At 60.3% G+C, this 18,404-nt stretch carries 14 protein-coding genes; 4 read left to right on the top strand and 10 right to left on the bottom strand.

Features of this window, described 5'->3' with window-relative positions; genetic code table 11:
* Nucleotides 1-60 precede the first annotated feature (60 nt).
* The 5 genes from JQ863_RS15385 to JQ863_RS15365 form a co-directional block, all read right to left on the bottom strand.
* Nucleotides 61-1,179, bottom strand: coding sequence for a Gfo/Idh/MocA family protein (locus JQ863_RS15385; protein WP_204115215.1), 1,119 nt, complete (start codon nucleotides 1,177-1,179; stop codon nucleotides 61-63).
* Nucleotides 1,179-2,234 (bottom strand): sugar phosphate isomerase/epimerase family protein, encoded by a 1,056-nt coding sequence (locus JQ863_RS15380; RefSeq protein ID WP_204115214.1) that lies wholly within the window; start codon nucleotides 2,232-2,234, stop codon nucleotides 1,179-1,181. The genes JQ863_RS15385 and JQ863_RS15380 overlap by 1 nt, the downstream gene beginning before the upstream one ends.
* A gap of 77 nt (nucleotides 2,235-2,311) precedes the next feature.
* Nucleotides 2,312-3,268, bottom strand: coding sequence for a substrate-binding domain-containing protein (locus JQ863_RS15375; protein ID WP_204115213.1), 957 nt, complete (start codon nucleotides 3,266-3,268; stop codon nucleotides 2,312-2,314).
* A gap of 86 nt (nucleotides 3,269-3,354) precedes the next feature.
* Nucleotides 3,355-4,374 (bottom strand): ABC transporter permease, encoded by a 1,020-nt coding sequence (locus JQ863_RS15370; protein WP_204115212.1) that lies wholly within the window; start codon nucleotides 4,372-4,374, stop codon nucleotides 3,355-3,357.
* A 1-nt stretch (nucleotide 4,375) separates the two neighbouring features.
* Nucleotides 4,376-5,875, bottom strand: coding sequence for an ATP-binding cassette domain-containing protein (locus JQ863_RS15365; RefSeq protein ID WP_204115518.1), 1,500 nt, complete (start codon nucleotides 5,873-5,875; stop codon nucleotides 4,376-4,378).
* Nucleotides 5,876-6,080: 205 nt separating this feature from the next.
* Here JQ863_RS15365 and JQ863_RS15360 point away from each other — a divergent pair, with 205 nt between their 5' ends.
* Nucleotides 6,081-7,124 carry a substrate-binding domain-containing protein gene (locus JQ863_RS15360; RefSeq protein ID WP_204115211.1) on the top strand — a complete coding sequence of 348 codons (1,044 nt, stop codon included), beginning with the start codon at nucleotides 6,081-6,083 and terminating at the stop codon, nucleotides 7,122-7,124.
* A gap of 2 nt (nucleotides 7,125-7,126) precedes the next feature.
* Here JQ863_RS15360 and JQ863_RS15355 read toward each other — a convergent pair whose 3' ends face one another.
* On the bottom strand, nucleotides 7,127-7,546 hold the full coding sequence (locus JQ863_RS15355) for a MarR family winged helix-turn-helix transcriptional regulator (RefSeq protein WP_239113488.1): 420 nt from the start codon (nucleotides 7,544-7,546) through the stop codon (nucleotides 7,127-7,129).
* A gap of 169 nt (nucleotides 7,547-7,715) precedes the next feature.
* On the opposite strand from JQ863_RS15355, the gene JQ863_RS15350 reads away from it, so the two are divergent.
* The gene (locus JQ863_RS15350; protein WP_204115209.1) at nucleotides 7,716-9,614 is read left to right on the top strand and encodes an FAD-dependent monooxygenase; all 1,899 of its coding nucleotides are present in this window, start codon (nucleotides 7,716-7,718) and stop codon (nucleotides 9,612-9,614) included.
* Between the two features lie 10 nt (nucleotides 9,615-9,624).
* Here the strand turns inward: JQ863_RS15350 and pcaF are convergent, their stop codons facing one another.
* From pcaF to JQ863_RS15335, 3 genes are read right to left on the bottom strand one after another with little or no spacing between them, the layout of a single operon-like run.
* Nucleotides 9,625-10,821 carry a 3-oxoadipyl-CoA thiolase gene (gene pcaF / locus JQ863_RS15345; RefSeq protein WP_204115208.1) on the bottom strand — a complete coding sequence of 399 codons (1,197 nt, stop codon included), beginning with the start codon at nucleotides 10,819-10,821 and terminating at the stop codon, nucleotides 9,625-9,627.
* Nucleotides 10,822-10,833: 12 nt separating this feature from the next.
* Nucleotides 10,834-11,517 (bottom strand): 3-oxoacid CoA-transferase subunit B, encoded by a 684-nt coding sequence (locus JQ863_RS15340; protein ID WP_239113486.1) that lies wholly within the window; start codon nucleotides 11,515-11,517, stop codon nucleotides 10,834-10,836.
* Nucleotides 11,514-12,221 carry a 3-oxoacid CoA-transferase subunit A gene (locus tag JQ863_RS15335; RefSeq protein ID WP_204115207.1) on the bottom strand — a complete coding sequence of 236 codons (708 nt, stop codon included), beginning with the start codon at nucleotides 12,219-12,221 and terminating at the stop codon, nucleotides 11,514-11,516. Before JQ863_RS15335 ends, JQ863_RS15340 begins: the two co-directional genes overlap by 4 nt.
* Before the next feature lie 107 nt (nucleotides 12,222-12,328).
* Between JQ863_RS15335 and JQ863_RS15330 the strand changes: the two genes are divergently transcribed.
* On the top strand, nucleotides 12,329-13,087 hold the full coding sequence (locus tag JQ863_RS15330; RefSeq protein WP_204115206.1) for an IclR family transcriptional regulator domain-containing protein: 759 nt from the start codon (nucleotides 12,329-12,331) through the stop codon (nucleotides 13,085-13,087).
* A gap of 31 nt (nucleotides 13,088-13,118) precedes the next feature.
* Here JQ863_RS15330 and JQ863_RS15325 read toward each other — a convergent pair whose 3' ends face one another.
* The gene (locus JQ863_RS15325) at nucleotides 13,119-16,898 is read right to left on the bottom strand and encodes a calcium-binding protein (protein ID WP_204115205.1); all 3,780 of its coding nucleotides are present in this window, start codon (nucleotides 16,896-16,898) and stop codon (nucleotides 13,119-13,121) included.
* Between the two features lie 705 nt (nucleotides 16,899-17,603).
* Between JQ863_RS15325 and JQ863_RS15320 the strand changes: the two genes are divergently transcribed.
* Complete coding sequence (locus JQ863_RS15320; RefSeq protein ID WP_204115204.1) at nucleotides 17,604-18,176, top strand: hypothetical protein; 573 nt, start codon at nucleotides 17,604-17,606, stop codon at nucleotides 18,174-18,176.
* The last annotated feature ends 228 nt before the right edge of the window (nucleotides 18,177-18,404 follow it).

Below are 18,404 nucleotides of genomic sequence, written 5' to 3'. Positions count from 1 at the left end.
CCCACAAAAAATGGCGCCACCGGACCTGCCGGGGCGCCATTTTCCTCGTGATGACAGGGATTAGCCGAGGTCGATCCACGCGCCATTGCGTGCAGAGGAGCGCACGCAGGCGTCAACGAACCGAACCCCCAAGAGCCCGTCATACACGGTTGGCAAGTCTGCGCCATCGCCGGTGCCGCGGATCAGGGCCGCCGCTTCGAGATAGATATTGGCGAAGCCTTCCAGATAGCCTTCGGGGTGGCCGCCCGGCGTGCGCGTCAGATGCGCGACGCTTGGCGGCATCCCATTGCCCGCGCGGGTGATCAGGCGGGTCGGCTCGCCAAACGGGGAATAGGCCATGACGTTGGGGTTTTCCTGCGCCCATTCGATGCCGCCCTTCGAGCCATAGATACGGATGCGCAACCCGTTCTCGTTGCCCGGCGCAACCTGACTGCACCACAACATGCCACGCGCGCCGCCCTGGAAGCGCAGCATCACATGGGCGTTGTCATCGACCTGACGGCCGGGAACGAAGCTCTGGATATCCGCCGACAGGCTGTCCGGGGTGAGACCGGAAATGAAACAGGCAAGGTTGAAGGCATGGGTGCCGATATCGCCGGTCGACCCGCCTGCGCCTGAGCGCGAGGGATCGGTGCGCCATTCGGCCTGCTTGTTGTGGACCTCTTCGGTCAGCCAGTCCTGCGGATACTCGACCTGAATGACCCGGATTTCTCCCAGATCACCGGCAGCCACCATCTGCCGCGCCTGCCGCACCAGCGGATAGCCGGTGTAGTTGTGGGTCAGGATGAACTTGGCATCTGACTTTTCGGTCAGCGCCACGAATTTCTTCGCGTCTGCCAGTGTCGAAGTCAGGGGCTTGTCGCAGATCACGTGGATGCCACGCTTGAGGAACTCTCGCGCGGCATCGAAATGCACGTGGTTCGGGGTGACGATGGCCACCGCCTCAACCCCGTCTTTCAACCGCGCCTCGCGGATGGCCATGGACTTGTAGTCGTCATAGGTCCGGTCCGCCGCCAGCCCCAGCGCCTGCCCCGAGGCCCGCGCTTTTTCCGGGGACGAGGACAAGGCCCCCGCCACAAGGTCATATTGTCCGTCGATCCGTGCGGCAATGCGGTGAACCGCGCCGATAAAGGCATCGTTGCCGCCGCCGACCATGCCCAGTCTGATTGGTTTCGTCATCACTCGATCCCCAGCATTCTGCGGTTGGCCGCCTCATCCGTGCCGCCATCGGCAAAGTCGTCAAAGGCGCGTTCGGTGACGCGGATGATGTGATCCTTGACGAATTGCGCGCCTTCACGTGCCCCGTCCTCGGGATGTTTCAGGCAGCATTCCCATTCGACCACGGCCCAGCCATCAAAATCATTCGCCGCCATTTTCGCAAAGATCGCACCAAAATCGACCTGCCCGTCGCCAAGGCTGCGGAACCGTCCCGCGCGGTCAGTCCAGCCCTGATAGCCGGAATAGACGCCCTGACGCCCGGTTGGATTGAACTCGGCATCCTTGACGTGGAACATCTTGATCCGGTCTTTGTAGATGTCGATATTGTCAAGATAATCAAGACATTGCAGCACATAATGGCTGGGGTCATACAGCATGTTGCAACGTGCGTGACCGTTCAGGCGATCCAGGAACATCTCGAACGTGATGCCGTCATGCAGGTCTTCGCCGGGGTGGATTTCATAACAGACATCGACCCCCATGTTGTCGGCGTGATCCAGGATCGGTTTCCAGCGCCGCGCCAATTCGTCGAACGCGGTTTCGATCAGACCCGCCGGACGCTGGGGCCAAGGATAGACATAAGGCCACGCCAGCGCGCCCGAGAAGGTCGCGTGTTCGGTGATGCCAAGGTTCTTTGATGCGGTCAGCGCCAGCTTGACCTGCTCAACCGCCCAGGCCTGACGTGCTTTGGGATTGCCATGCACCGCTTCGGGGGCAAAGCCGTCAAACGCCTCGTCATACGCCGGGTGAACCGCCACAAGCTGTCCCTGCAAGTGGGTCGACAATTCGGTGATCTCGATCCCGTTGTCGGCCGCAATCCCTTTTATCTCGTCGCAATAGGCCGCCGACGATGCCGCCTTGGTCAGGTCAAAGAGACGCCCGTCCCAGCTGGGGATCTGAACGCCCTTGTATCCGCAATCAGCGGCCCATTTGGTGATGCTGTCCCACGAATTGAACGGCGCTTCGTCACCGGCAAACTGAGCCAGGAACAGTGCCGGCCCCTTGATCGTTTTCATTGTCTCTCTCCCTGAAAGTGAGGAGGGGGACTTTGGGGAAACCCCCTCCTCGTTCTTACCCGATGTTACCGCTCACATTAGAACGGCGAGTCCGGGAAATAGAACTGCTCGGCATTGTCTTTGGTGATCAGTGTTGCACCAAGGATATAGCGACCGGCCACGGGACCGTTCGACTTAAACGCGGCGACGGTGACATCCATCGCGGTGGCGATCATTGCTGGCGGATAAAGAACATCGACCGGGACCAGCTCATTGCCGTCCATGATGCCTTTGATGGTCTCTTTCATGCCTGCACCGCCGACAACGAACATGCCGTCGCCATCGCGACCTGCCTGTTTCAGCGCGGCAACAACACCGATGGCGATGTCATCATCCTGCGCCCAGACCGCGTCGATGTCGGGGAACCGGCTGAGGAAGTCCTGCATGACCTCGAAACCGTCATCACGGTTCCAGTTGGCGTGCTTGTGATCCAGAATGTTGACGCCCGAGCCTTCCATCTCGGCCATGAACGCGTCAAACCGCTCATTGTCGATCAGGGTCGGGATGCCGCGCAGGACGACGATGTTGTCGCCCTCGTTCAGGCGGGTCTTCATGTATTGCGCCGACACGCGGCCCAGTTCGGGGTTGTTGCCCGCGACATAGATATCCTCGATCCCCGGCTGGCTGAGACCACGGTCAACCACGGTGATCAGGGCACCGGATTTCTTGACGTTCAGAACCGGGTCGGTCAGCGGTTCGGATTCAAACGGCAGCACGACAAGCGCATCGATCTGGTGGACCGACACAAGGTCCTCAAGCGCCGAGGCCTGCGCGCCCGGATCCGGCGAGTTCACGAGGATCAGGTCGACATCCGGGTAAAGCGCCTCAAGCCGCTCTTCGGCCTTTTCCGCATGCCAGTTCATGCCGGCGGCCCAGGCGTGGGTCGGGGTCGGATAGCTGACGCCGATCTTGATCTTGTCCTGTGCCGTGGCCGAGCCCGCGATCGACAGCGTTGCCGCTGCAACCAGCGCGCTGATTTTTCCAAGTTTCTTCATGGGTTTCCTCCCTTTCATGGGGCGCACCTTCCCATTCCGGTGGCCCGGTTCCTTCGCGATTTCCCGCGAAATTCGGTTCAGACTTGCTATTCGGTCTTGTGTTTCGTCCGGCCCCACTCACCCCGTTGCAGCCAGACTGCGACGATGATGATGAGACCCTGCATGGTTCCGTTCAGATAGTTCGAGATCATGTCGGTGAAGTTCAGGATATTGCCGATCGTGGTCAGGATCAGCGCCCCCAGAATTGTGCCCCCGATGCGACCATAACCGCCCTTCAGCACCGTGCCGCCAATAATAACCGCTGCGATTGCCTCAAGCTCCCACAGCACCCCGGTCGAGGACGAAGCAGAGCCAAGCCGCGGCACATAGATGATGGTTGCAAGCGACACGCAAAGCCCCTGGATCACGAAGGTCAGCGTTTTGATCCGGTCGACCTTGATCGCGGAATATTGCGCCACACTCTCGTTCGACCCGATGGCGGTGCAATAGCGGCCAAAGGCGGTGCGGTTCAGCAGAAGCCAGCCACAGATCGCAACCACGATGAAGACCCAGACCGGGATCGGCAGGCCGAAGAAACTGTCGTAATAGACCGGGCGATAGGTGCCACGAATGTCGTAGTTCAGCGACAGCGTGCCACCGTCGGCAAAATAGGTCACCAGCGAGCGATAGATGCCCATCGTGCCAAGTGTGACGATAAACGCCTCGATCTTGCCCTTTGTGGTCAGGACGCCGTTTACCCAGCCCGCACCAAGCCCAAGGATGATCGAACAGCCGCAGCCGATCAGGACGGTCGTGACCCCGGTGCCAAACGTATCCACCGCGCCGTTCATGACGATGATCATCACCCCGGCGATCACCGCCGCCATGGACCCGACCGACAGGTCGATCCCCCCGGCAGTGATGACAAAGGTCGCACCCACTGCAATGATCCCGATAAAGGCCGAGCGGGTCAGAAGGTTGGTGATGTTGCCTTCGCTGATGAATGCGGGGTTCAACAGGAACCCGATCACGCAAAGGATCAGAAGCGCGATCGCCGGACCGGCGGTCTTGAAGTCGATGCGGAAATTTCTGGTTTTTGGTGATGTGGTCATGGCGGCCTCGGTCATGTCAGTCTTCCCGCTTCAACCCTGCGGCATAGCGCACGATTTCGTTTTCGTTGATGTGATCGCCCGACAGGATGCCGGTGATCTGCCCCTCTCGCATCACCGCGACGCGGTGGCTGACGCCGATCACCTCGGGCATTTCCGATGAGATCACGACGACGCTGACGCCTTCGGCGGCGATGGCGGCGATAAAGTGATAGATCTGCTGCTTGGTGCCGACATCGATACCGCGTGTCGGTTCGTCGATGATCAGGATGCGCGGGTCGCATTCCATCACCTTGGCCAGAAGCAGTTTCTGCTGATTGCCGCCGGACATGTCACCGACGTCGACATTGGGGTCGCGGGCACGAATGTCGAAGCGGCGGATGGCGCGATCCAGCGCCTCTGTTTCGGCCTTGCGGTCGATCGAGAAGTTTCGCACGAAGCGCGGCAGCGCGAACAAGGTCAGGTTCGGGGTCATTTTCTGCCCCAGAAGCAGGCCCTTTTCCTTGCGATCCTTGGTCAGATACACGATCCCGGCATCACGTGCAGCGGCGACGGATTTGAATCGGGTCGGCACTCCGTCGACCCTGATTTCACCGCCATCGATGGGACGCAATCCGCAAATCGCCTCGAACACCGCCGTGCGTCCCGAGCCGATCAGCCCGGAAAAACCCAGCACTTCGCCTTTTTTCAGATAAAAGGACACGCCCTCGACGCCGGGGGCCAGAAGGTTCTGGACCTCAAGCACGCGTTCGGCGTCGACATCGACCTCGTTGATGGGCGGATATAGATCGGCCAGTTCGCGCCCGACCATCATCTGCGCCATCGCATCCGGCGTCAGGTCGGCGGCCTTCTGGGTCGCGATCCACTGACCATCGCGCAGGACGGTTACCCGGTCCGAGATTTCCTTTACCTCAGACAGCTTGTGCGAGACGAAGACGATTGCCACACCCTTGGCCTTCAACTGGCGGATCTGGGCAAAGAACAGTTCCGTCTCGGCCTCGGTCAGCGCTGCCGTTGGCTCATCCATGATAAGGACGCGCGCGTCACGGCTGATGGCTTTGACGATCTCGACCATCTGCTTTTCGGCAATCGACAGATCGGAAATCCGGTCACCGGGTGAGATACTCAGCCCGATATCTGACAGGTAGCCCTGAACGATCTCGCGCATCGCCTTGCGGTCCAGAACGCCACGCCGCCGGATCTCACGGCCAAGAAAGACGTTTTCCTCGACCGTCATCTGCTCGGCCAGGTTCAGTTCCTGATGGATCAGCACGACGCCCAGTTTTTCGGTCTCGCCATTGGGAGGCAATTCGAATTTCTGGCCATCCAGAAGAATGTGCCCCGAAGTCGGCTGGTGAAAGCCCGACAGGATCTTCATAAGCGTCGATTTTCCGGCGCCGTTCTCGCCGATCAGCGCATGCACTTCGCCGGCGCGAATATCCATGCTGACACTGAACAGGACCGGGACGCTCCCGAAGGATTTACTGATCCCGTCCGCCGCCAATACTGGCGTCGTTATGGCCTGGCCATCTGGCACGGCTTCCCTCCCTAAGTCGCCCGGTTTCCGGGTCGTTGATGAAAGGTGATGTAAACCTTTTCATGGCGCGTGTAAACCTTTTCATCGCCGATGTAAACCTTTTCAACCCTTGCAACGCAGGCTATAACGAACCCTAGCGCCCTGAAAATTCAGAACGAATTTCGGCAATCGAACAGGCAAAACCCGCGTGGATACGGTCCCTGAAAAACCCGCGACGATCGAGGATGTCGCCAAGCTTGCCGGTGTTTCCATCGCCACGGTCAGCCGCGCGATTCGCTCGCCGGAAAAGGTCGCTGACAGCACCCGCAAGAAGGTCACCAACGCCATTGCACGCACCGGGTATCGCGCCAACGCAATGGCGCAGAACCTGCGCATGCAGCGCAGCCAGATGGTGATGGTGCTGGCCCCGTCGATTGCCGACCAGAACTTTCCCGGCATCCTGATCGGGCTGGAGAAGGCGGCCAACGAACGCGGCTATGGCGTGCTGATCGGCAATACCGAAGGCACCATCGCGCGCGAGGAAAACCACATGCGGTTCCTGTCGACGGGCATGGCCGACGGGTTGATCCTGCTGACCGGGCATCTGCCGGTCGCGGGGTGGGGCCGAAAGTCGGCACTGGGGCTGCCGCCGACCGTTGCCGTTGGCCGCCCGATCGACCGCGCGCAGGTGTCTTATGTCGGCGTCGATGACGTGGCCGCGTCCAAAATGGCGACCGAATTCCTTGTCTCGCTGGGGCATCGCCGCATCGCCTTTGTCTCGGGCGGGGTGGGTGACGTGCTGTCCGATCTCCGGCACGAAGGCTACAAGCAGGGCTTGGCCGAATGCGCCGAACCGCTGGACGACTGGCGCATCGACGGCAATGGTACCTCGGAAGGCGGGCGCGCGGCAGTTGAGCGCCTGTTCATCAAGGACACCCTGCCAACCGCCTTTTTCTGTTACAACGACAACACCGCCATCGGCATCATCTCGGCCCTGCGGCTGCGTGGGTATCGCGTGCCCGAAGATTTTTCGGTGATCGGGTTCGACGACATTCCCTTTGCCTCGTCGATCACTCCGGCGCTGACAACCATTCGCCAGCCTCGCCGACACATTGGGGAACTGGCCATGGGATATCTTCTCGATCAGATCGAGGACCGCACGCGCCCGCCGAGAACAGAGATGCTGCACGCCGATTTGGTCGTGCGTGAAAGCTGCGGACCCGTGCCCGCTAAGCCGCCCGGCAAGACCTAGGATCACGCATCGGGTGGTTCTGATCGCACCGCATCTGCGGCAAGCCGCAAGAACAGCGCCCGGTCCCCGGCATCGAGTCCCGACAGGATTTCATCCTGAACCTCTCTGACCACGGGCAGCACCCTGTCAAAAACCTCCTGCCCCGCCTGCGACAGCCGCACTTCCCGCGCGCGGCGGTCCCTTGCGCTGACCTCGCGCCGGATCAGGCTCTTTTTCTCCAACCGGTCGATGACACCGCCAATCGTTGCCCGATCATAGGCAATCAGCGTTGCAACCTGTGCCTGGTCGACACCGGGATTGGCGTGGATTGCATCCAAAGCGGCAAATTGAACCGGCGTCAGATCAATGCCTTCCGCTTGCATCCGGGCGGCAAAGACCTGCGTGGACTTCTGATGCAGCCGCCGGATCAGGTGTCCTGCCATGCCTGTTGCGTTCATGTATTCCCTCAATCCTCGTCCATAAGCGCCGCATTTAACGTCAGTATCGGCCAGTTTTTGACCAGACGCAATATTGATAAGCATACATATTATTATTGCATCGCGAAATTTAGTATGTATAGATACTAAGTCATCCAAGGTAGGAGGATTGGCGATGCAATATTACCTCGATGGCTTTCGCGGCGGGGCGCCCGACATCAAGGATGCCGCCCCGAACCGGCGGGACCGGTCGCCCCATGCCCCGCTGCCGGACAAGGTCGACGTGCTGATCGCGGGCACCGGGCCGGCGGGACTGTGCCTTGCCGCGCAGTTGTCGCAATTCCCCCAGATCGACACCATGATCGTCGAGCGTGACCCCTGCAACATCAACAAGGGCAAGGCCGACGGCATCAATACTCGCACGATGGAGATGTTCCAGGCTTTCGGGTTTGCCGAGACGGTCAAGCGCGAAAGCTATTGGGTGAACCAGACAGCCTTCTGGATGCCAGATCCGGCAAAACCGTCCCATATCATGCGCATCGGGCGGGTACAGGACGTGGCCGATGATTCCTCGGAGATGCCGCATATCCTGATCAACCAGGCACGGTTGCACCAGCTGTTCCTTGACGTGATGGCGCAGTCCCCTGCCCGGCTTGCACCGGACTACAGCTGGTCGGTGAAGGACGTGCAGATTGATCCCGATGCAGACGGCTACCCGGTCACCGTCACGCTTGAGGATACCGGCGTGGATTGGGGACAGACCCGCACGGTGCGCGCCCGCTACGTGGTAGGATGCGACGGGGCGCGGTCGAATGTGCGGCGTGCCATCGGCGGCACGTTGCATGGCGATGCCGCACATCAGGCCTGGGGGGTGATGGATATCCTTGCCAATACCGATTTCCCCGACATTCGCCAGAAATGCCTGATCGGGTCAGCCAACGAGGGCAATATCCTGATCCTGCCGCGCGAGGGCGGCTATCTGTTCCGCATGTATGTCGAACTGGACAAGCTGCGCGATAACGAACGTGTCGCGGAACGCGGCTTTGGGCAGGACGACATGATCGCCGCCGCCAACCGCATCATGTCCCCCTATACGATCGACGTGAAAGAGGTCGTTTGGTGGTCGATCTACGAAATTGGCCATCGGCTGACGGATCGGTTCGACGATGTGCCCGCAGATCAGGCAGCAACGCACAGGCCGCGTGTGTTTACCGCCGGAGATGCCTGCCATACCCATAGCCCGAAAGCGGGTCAGGGCATGAATGTTTCGATGCAGGACTCGTTCAACCTGGGCTGGAAACTGGCGCATGTGCTGACCGGGCGCGCAGCGCCGACGCTGCTCAACAGCTACTCGGCGGAACGCTGGGTCGAGGCAAAGCGCCTGATCGACACCGACCGCGAATGGGCGCGGATCATGTCGGCCCCGCCGGGACAAAGCGCTTTGGACAAGGGGAACGAGCCGCGATTCGCGCAGGCGTTCAAGGAGAACCTTGAGTTCACCGGCGGGCTGGCCGTGCAATACGGCCAATCCGACCTGATCGCCGCCCCGACACATCAGGCGCGGGCGGCCGGACTGGTGATCGGCAAACGCTTCCACTCAGCCCCTGTGGTTCGGGTCGCGGATGCCATGCAGATGCAGCTTGGTCATGTCGCCGAGGCCGATGGACGTTGGCGCATCTATGCGTTTGCAGGGACGGATCATCAACCGGTCCTGGACCTGGCGAACTGGTTGCAGACCGACCCTGCCTCGCCCGTGGTCAAATTCCGGCGTGACGGAGATGACATTGACACGCTGATCGACCTGCGCGTGGTGTTTCAGGAGAGCTTTGACCAGGTGGACTATGCCAGCCTGCCCGCGGCCCTGAAACCGACCAAGGGCAAGCTGGGGCTTCAGGACCACGAAAAGGTCTTTGCCGTCGACCACAAGGGTCAGGGCGACATCTTCGACATGCGCGGGATTGACCGGGCACAAGGGTGCATGGTCATCGTGCGCCCGGATCAATACACCGCCAATATTCTGCCGCTTGACGACACCGCCGCCCTGTCAGGCTTTTTCGACCGCATCCTGATCTAGGACGGTTGGCTCAGGCCGCTTCAAGCGCGATGGCGATACCCTGCCCAACCCCGATGCACATGGTCGAGAGCGAACGCTTGCCGCCGGTCAGTTGCAGTTCAAGTGCCGCCGAACCGGTGATCCGTGCGCCCGACATGCCAAGGGGATGGCCTAGCGCAATCGCCCCGCCATTCGGGTTCACGCGCGGGTCGTCATCGGCGATACCCAGTTCCCGCAGAGTTGCCAGACCTTGCGCGGCAAAGGCCTCGTTCAGTTCGATCACGTCAAAATCTGCCTGGCCCAATCCAAGCAGGGTCATCAGTTTCTGCGAGGCAGGCGCAGGGCCGATGCCCATGATGCGAGGAGGAACTCCGGCGGTCGCCCCGCCCATGATCCGCGCGATGGGGCGCAGACCGTGAGTCTTGATCGCCGCTTCGGATGCCACGATCAAGGCCGCCGCACCGTCGTTCACGCCGCTGGCGTTGCCTGCGGTGATGGTGCCATCCGCGCGCACGATCGGGCGCAGCCCGGCCAGCTTTTCCAGCGTGGTCGCGCGGGGGTGTTCGTCTGTGTCCACAATGACCGGATCGCCCCTGCGCTGCGGGATCGAGACCGGGGTGATTTCCTTGGCCAGCCGTCCAGAGGCCATGGCAACAGCGGCCCGTTCCTGCGAGCGCAGCGCGAAAGCATCCTGATCGGCGCGATTGACCTGATAGTCATCGGCCACGTTTTCGGCTGTTTCCGGCATGGAATCGACGCCGTATTGCGCCTTCATAACCGGGTTGATGAACCGCCAGCCGATGGTGGTGTCATAAACCGCATTGGCGCGGGAAAACGCGGCTTCGGCCTTGGGCATCACGAAAGGCGCGCGGGACATGCTTTCCACACCGCCGGCGACGGCAAGCTGGATTTCGCCCGCCTTGATCGCGCGGGCGGCCGCGATCACCGCATCCATGCCCGAGCCGCACAGCCGGTTGATCGTTGTTGCGGGCACATCGGTCGGCAGCCCTGCAAGCAGCGCCGACATGCGCCCGACGTTGCGGTTGTCTTCACCCGCCTGGTTTGCGCAGCCGAAATAGACCTCGTCCACGGCGGTCCAGTCGATGTCGTGCCGCCCCATCAAGGCACGAATTGGCACCGCACCAAGATCATCCGCCCGCACCGGGGACAAGCCACCCCCGAAACGGCCAATCGGGGTTCGAACGTAATCGCAGATATAGGCGTCCATCTTGTCCTCTTATTACAGTTCGGGAACAGCCAGGTCGGCAACAGGGCCGTCCAGTTTCAATTCGGCACCTGTCACCGCTTGCAGATCGTCAAGCGACAGGTCAGGCAGCTTCTCGCGCAGCACGAAATGCCCGCCTTCGATGTCGAGAACCGCAAGCGAGCTATAGACCCGCGTCACACAGCCGACCCCGGTCAGGGGCAAGGTGCAGGCGGACAGCAACTTCGGTTCGCCGGTCTTGGTGACGTGGTCGGTCAGGACCGCGACGCGCTTGGCGCCATGCACAAGATCCATGGCACCGCCGACCGCCGGAACCCCACCGCGCCCGGTCGACCAGTTCGCCAGGTCTCCGTTCTGCGCCACCTGATAGGCCCCCAGGATCGCGACATCCAGATGCCCGCCGCGCACCATGGCAAAGCTGTCGGCATGATGGAAAAAGCTGGCCCCGGGGCGCAGGGTGACCGCTTTCTTGCCCGCGTTGATCAAGTCCCAATCCTCGGCACCCGGCTTGGGCGCCTCGCCGAAGTCCAGAATGCCGTTCTCGGTATGGAAAATCGCCTGCCGGCCCGGAGGCTGGTATTTCGCCACCATTTCAGGGAAGCCGATGCCAAGGTTCACATAGGCCCCGTCCGCGATGTCCTGCGCGGCGCGCCACGCGATCTGGGCGTTGCTCAGCTTGAGTGCGGTGATGTCGGTCATGGATAGGTGGCCTCCGCCCGGTTCAGGACTTCTTCTTGCTGGGGGTTCGGCACTTCAATGACGCGATTGACGAAGATGCCCGGTGTCACAACCTGTTCAGGGTCGATCCCGCCCAGCGGGACCACTTCTGAAACCTGCGCGATGGTGGTGGTCGCGGCCATCGCCATCAGTGGGTTGAAGTTGCGCGCCGCCATTCGATAGGTCAGGTTGCCATGCGCATCGCCCGCCTGCCCCTTGATCAGTGCGAAATCCGCCTTGAGCCAGCGTTCCTGCACATATGTCCGCCCTTCAAAAGTTTCGGTCGGCTTGCCTTCGGCAAGCTCGGTGCCGACGCTTGTCGGGGTATAGAAGGCCGGAATGCCTGCCCCGCCCGCACGGATCCGCTCGCCCAGCGTGCCCTGCGGGACCAGCTCAAGTTCGATCTTTCCCGACTTGTAGGCTTCGGTAAAAACAACCGGGTCCGCCGAACGCGGAAAGGAACAGATCAGCTTGTCCACCTGCCCCTGCTCGATCAATGCGGCCAGTCCGACATGGCCGTTTCCGGCATTGTTGTTGATCACCGTCAGGTGGCGCGCGCCATGGTCGATCAGCGCGTGGATCAACTCGATCGGGGCTCCCGAGCCTCCGAACCCCCCGATCATGACCGAGGCACCATCGGGGATATCACCAACCGCCGCTGCCAGCGAAGGGATCACCTTGTCCATGCTCATCTCCTTGTTCTGCGCAACTGCATTAGGCGCAGCCCATCCGATCTGCCACAGCTTTTGTTCAACTATTGATTTTTGTTCACAATCCGCACATTGACGTGCGCATGACGAACAAACCTACGGATATCATCGGGTCGCTGATCAAGGGGCTGCATGTTCTGGAGTGCTTTGACGCCCACCATTCGCGGCTGACCATCACCGACGTTGCGACGCGGCTAGACATGGACAGGGCGTCTGCGCGGCGCTGCCTTCTGACACTGGCGCATGCGGGCTATGCCGACCATGACGGCAAGTTCTTTTCGCTGACACCGCGCGCGCTTCGACTGGGGCTGGGGGCGCAGTCGGCCATGCCGCTTCCACAAATCGTGCAGCCGTGGCTGGATCAACTGACCGAACAGATCGGGCAATCCTGTTCGGTATCGATCCTGAACGGGACCGAGATTATCTATGTCGCGCGGGCAGCGCAGAAGCGGGTCATGTCAATCGGGCTGATGCCCGGCTCGACCCTACCCGCACATTGCACGTCGATGGGCCGGGTGCTGCTGGCCGCATTGCCGGAAGCAGACGCCCGCGCCATCATCGAAGCGTCAGACCTGTCGCCGCGAACACCCCGGTCCCTCTCGGAGCCGGATGAGATCATGGCGAAGCTGGCCGAGATCCGAGAAGTGGGCTTTTCCATCAACGACCAAGAGATCGAACTGGGCCTGCGGTCGGTCGCCGTGCCGCTATTGGACACAAAGGGCCGGACGGTTGCCGCCCTGAACACCGGAATGGCGGCCTCGGTCGAACCACTGGACGCCCTCTCGCAGAAATACCTGCCTGCCCTGTTGACGGTTCAATCGGCGTTGAGGCGGATGCTTTGATACCTGTCGTCCAAGGTGACAGGTTCCCCGGTCACCCAGTCGGCACGAATGAGAAATTGTCGGGGTTTTGCAGCTGCGCCAGATTGAAGGCCCCGGCAACGCGGATCGCGCCGTGGTTTCCGACCTGAACCAGAAACCCGTCGCCATCCGGGGCCGCCCGGAACTGAAGATCGTCGAACCCCGTGATGCCATCCATGCTGAGCTCAATTACGTCGCGGCCGGGCTCAAAGTCCAGGATGACGTCCCCTTCTGCGATGTGGCCATTCTCGAACTGAAAGATATCAATGCCGGCCCAGCCTTCGACGGTGTCCGCTCCTTCACCGCCGTTGACGATGTCATGCCCCTTACCACCGTTCAGGCTGTCGTTGCCCTGACCGCCGACAATGGTATCGTCCCCGGAACTGCCAAGCACTGTATCATTGCCCTGTTGACCGGTCAGCTTGTCGCTGCCGTCGAGCCCCTTGAGGCTGTCATCGCCCGCCCAAGCGTTCAGCGTGTCGTTGCCGTCGCCCCCGATCAGGCTGTCATCGCCTTTGCCGCCAATCATCTCGTCATTGCCGGCATCGCCGTTGATCAGGTCATTGCCGTCGTTGCCATGAAGCGTGTCATCCCCACCAAGCCCGGTCAGCACATCATCTGCGCCGCCACCTTCAAGACTGTCCGCGCCGTCCGTACCGGTGAGGACAAGCGGACGCTCCAATTCTGTGTCCTCTTCGTGCAGGAAGGTGATTTCGACGATTTCAAACGGCTTCAGCTCGACCGCGAATATGTTGCTGTCGACCGGCAAGTCCGTAAAGGTCGCGCGGACATCGTGTTCGTTGAAGTAATAGACTTCTCCGTCGATGATGTCCCACTCTGCCTGCTGCAAGCCTTCGCCGGGAACCCAATGATATCCGTCCGACGATTCCGGGGAGGTGTCATAGCCTACGCGCACAGCCGATACCCCCTCAAACTCCGGCACCAGCGCAGAAAGGTCGACATCCACCGTGTGCGACTCCATGCTGCGTGAGGACAGGTAGATCACGGTCTTGTCTTCGCTGGTGAACATATCCAGTTCAAATGCACCGTCATCGCCGGCGAACTCTGTCTGCACATATTCAAGCCCTGGTAGCGAGGACGACATAAGATCAAACGTCGCCCCCCGCACGGTGTTGAACAGCCGCCCATGCTCGTCCAGGAAGGGCGTCTCGGTGACGGGGCCGGCCAAGTCCGTGGTGGTATTGTGCTGAACCGCCCAGATCTGGGCTGCGTCGACGCCCATCTCGGCCATGTTCTCCATCATTTCGATCAGAGTCGAGGCTGACTTCATCCCGTTCTGTTCGATGGTCCCCGTCCGCACGTTCCACTCGGTCAGGTGCAGGTCAAGTTCGTGATCGAAGTTCTCTTCCCAGACTTCAAAATCACGGTTGATATAGTTCTTCTCGCTATTGGCTTCCGTAAACGCCTGATCCGTCTTTGAGAAGTAATAGTGTTCCACCACCCCGTCGATCAGCGCCCGCGTTGTTTCATCAAGCCCGTCGATAATGTGCTGGTTTGCATCCACCAGCCGCTCTGTATAGCCGCGTGGATCGACCGAGGAGTGGTATTCTGAACCCGCGTTTGGTGTCGCCATCTGGACCAGGATGTCGGGGTGATCTTCCTCGGGGATTCCGGCGGTATCAATGCCAGCCTGGATCGCGGGCACCGCCAGGTTCGTGCGCGCGGCATAGGCGGTTTCGCCGATCTTCCAGTATTCGTTGCCCACTTCGAACACATGGACGACATCGGGGTATTCCTCCAGCACACGTGTTACAAAGCGCGTGATGTCCGCAGCGAAATCCGGGTAGTCTTCGGTCGAGACCGCCTTGACCGGGATCACAAGCGACACTTTCACGGCGTCGCTTGTATTGCCGTCTCCATTGGGATCACGCGCCCAGTCCAGCATATTGCGCACTTCGTCGCGCAGGTCCGGTTCGCCATCGGCATTTGGCGGCATGGACACGATGTTCAGCCAATCCACCCCATCGACATCATCGGGCTTCGCGGTGTCACCCTGTCCGGCAGGAAAGCGGAAAAACTCCACATCCAGCCCCTCGGACGCGGCCGAGAAATTCGGCGTCGGCGTGCCATAGTCGGTGTTGATCGAAAAGACTGCATTCACGCCGAACATCTCATCCGAAATGATCTGCCCCGTGCCCACGGCGGATGTCGCCTGGATACTGACGGTGGCTTCAGGCACTGCGGCCACAACAACGGGCGAAAACCGCTGGTCGAGGTCTGGATCGTAATTGCCGATCCATTGCTCGTCAGGCGCCAGCGTCCTGATGTCCACGTCTTTCAGAACAACGGCCTCCTGGCCTGCATAAGTCAGAATCGTATCCGTACCATCCTCGGACGCCGAGATTACAAGGTTCTGCGCAACGTCTTCGGCCGTCAACGGATCGCCATTGCCGTCGAGCAGCGTCAGGATTTCGGGGAAGCCGTCCTCGGTGGACACTTCGAAGAAATATACCTGAATCGGTTCGTCGCCGTGGCCCTGCGGCACGACGACTTCATAGAAGTCCCGGTCAGCAAGACCCGATATGACGTCACCGTTATCGGCGCGCAGCGTGTCTTCGCCGTCCCCGCCCACAATCAGGTCACGCTCGACCTCTTGCTCCTCAAGGCTATCGATACCGTCGAGAAGGTCGTCGCCTTCGTTCCCGACAAGTATGTCGACCCCGCCAGCCCCTCCGGTAATTGTGTCATCTCCCGGGCCGCCGAAGAACTCATCCTGCTCGTCGGTTCCCAGCAGTTCGTCATTGAAGTCCAGATGGCCCGACAGATGTGGGTTCAGGTTCCCGACCCAGTTGGTCTGTTGCAGCATCTGATCCGAGCTATAGCCCTCGATCAGTGCGATCCGGTTGCCTTCATAGACGATAAACGTGCCCCCGTCCTCGGGCGCATCTTCAAGGTCGATCTCGGCATCGAACAGGTCCGACTTGGCAATCAGCTCGTTGTCCTTGGTGACAAAGTTGATGCGATCCGGGAACAGATCGGGCTGGTCCAGGTTCAAGTTGAAGTCTTTGATGACCACAGGCGCGGCACCTTCAAGGTCGACAGTGATGTCAAACTTGTCGATCCCATCACCGCCCCACAGTGTATCGCCATCATCGCCCCAAAGCCGGTCGCTGCCATCGCCGCCATATAAGACGTCCGGCTGCCCCAGCTCGTCGATGAACCGGGTTCCGTCATCCTCGCGCCCGGAGATATAGTCCATACCATCACCGCCCCAGGCGGAATCCATGCCACGACCCAGGAAAATGAAGTCGGTCCCGGTGCCACCGTCGACCGTGTCGTTCCCATTCCCCATCAGGAAGAGATCATCGCCGCGCCCGCCGGTTGCGGAATCGTTGCCGGCGCCGCCAAAGATCTGATCGTCGCCGCCACCGGCCACCAGCAGATCGTCACCCGCGCCACCGAAAAGCGTGTCGTGCCCGAACCGGCCAAAAACCGTGTCATCCCCCGAACCGCCCCTGAGAACGTCGTTGCCACGCAGCCCGTCAATCTGATCGTTGCCGGCGCGACCGATAATGGCGTCCGCTTCTGGCGTTCCCGTCAGGACATCGTCGCCGCTGGTACCGGAAATGGTATTTGCCGGCGCCTGCCCACCCGCCTGCTCATCTCCTAGCATGTAGTCTTCAATTGACGTCCCGTCGCCCGGGTTGGGCCCGCCGGACGGATCTTCAGCGCCGTCACCCTCTGGGTCATCGCCGGACGCGTCGTCGTTTGCAAAATGGTCATAGACCGCATAGCCCAGCAGAACATTCAGGGCCAAAGCCAAAAGCAGCATTCGAAATCTACCCCCGCGATCTACCCTAACCTAGGCGCAGAAAGCCAAAATTTCTTTTCAAAGTCAGTTTGCGTTCGCCACCTAAGGTGAACCCCGCGAAATTCAATCAAAACTAACAGTCTGCAACGCGATACCTGTTTACGAACTGTTAACTTATTGCCGCCAATCCTTCCACAATGCCACTTCTCTGGCAACGTTCGGAATGTCCCACAAGCCTTCGCCGACAAGGTCCACTCGCGCCGAATTCAATTGAGACCGCGGCTGAACACGGCGCGGCCGGGTCAGGTTTCAACTTGCGAGTCCGCGACTTCCCGCCGGTTTTCAAATCGTGGCAGGCAGGTATCCGCCGAACCTTTTTCCAGTAATTCTCGATGTCAGAGAATCTTCCCCCAAAGAACCGCGATTGGCGGAAGATTTCCCTTGTTTTGTTGGGGTCGACCCACATTCGGAGGAATGCCGCCAAGTTACCGGATTCGGCGCCTTGCCCTTCACGCCCCAGCCACTAGTTTCGCGATTGTACAGGATTCGAGAACAGTCTGTTTCGGCCATAGCTACGTCCAATTTTTGCCAAAAAAAATGAGCAAAACAGGGCGTCGTTAAACTGAAGTTCACGTTCTCGTAGCACTGAAAACAAGGTGCGTAGAACGTACTTGTCTGGGGGCAAGAAAGCGAGCGGTTATGACATTTACTCCCCGGAATACCGGGGTGAGCGCGGCCAGGTGCATTGCCTCGACCCTTGCGGTCGTCACGGCGGTCCTTGCCATTCCCTCACCAGCAGACGCGCTTGAGCGGATGCGCCCGAAATCAATCGTCATCGCGCATGATCGCGGTGGCAACGTGGTGAACTATGCCCGCCGGGTCAGCGCGGCCAAGCACAACAACACCCACGTCACATTCAAAGGCAAATGCCAGTCGGCCTGCACCATGTTTCTGGCGCTTCCAAAGCACCAGACCTGCATTTCCCGCGGGGCTTCTTTTTCGTTTCATCGCGCTTATGGTGCGTCCAGCGATATGAACGCGTGGGGCACGCGATACCTGTTGAAGTCCTATCCTGAGTGGGTAATTGACTGGATCGACCAGAAGGGCGGCCTGAGCAACAAGTTGCTGCGCATGGACTACAAATATGCATCGCAGTTTCTGAGCACCTGTTCCCCGGCCGACACCCGGAAAATGGTGCAGAAAGCAACCACGACGCTGTCCACGAAACAGTCATCACCGAAGGCAAGGCCAAACACATTTGCTGCACTGGCACCGGACCTGACGCGACCGACACGCTGACACGGCATCAGCCCGCCAGAAATTCAAACCGGACCAAGCACCCGCCCCCAATTTGGGCGGGTGCTTTTGTTCACACAGGTTCACCGCGATGCCCAGCGCGTTCCGGGCTCCTCAGCGCCGCCCATCTGCACAATCCCCTCAGAAAAAGGCAGGTCATAGTCGAGCGCGACGTGCCTTCGCATTCACCCTATGAAGAAAAAGTTTGCGAGAGATTTTGAGCGGCGTAAC

Origin of the sequence: Shimia biformata (assembly GCF_016888515.1) — a bacterium.
GTDB lineage: Bacteria > Pseudomonadota > Alphaproteobacteria > Rhodobacterales > Rhodobacteraceae > Shimia_A > Shimia_A biformata.
The sequence above is the reverse complement of the archived record's forward strand: the minus strand, read 5'-3'. Positions and strand labels throughout refer to the sequence as shown.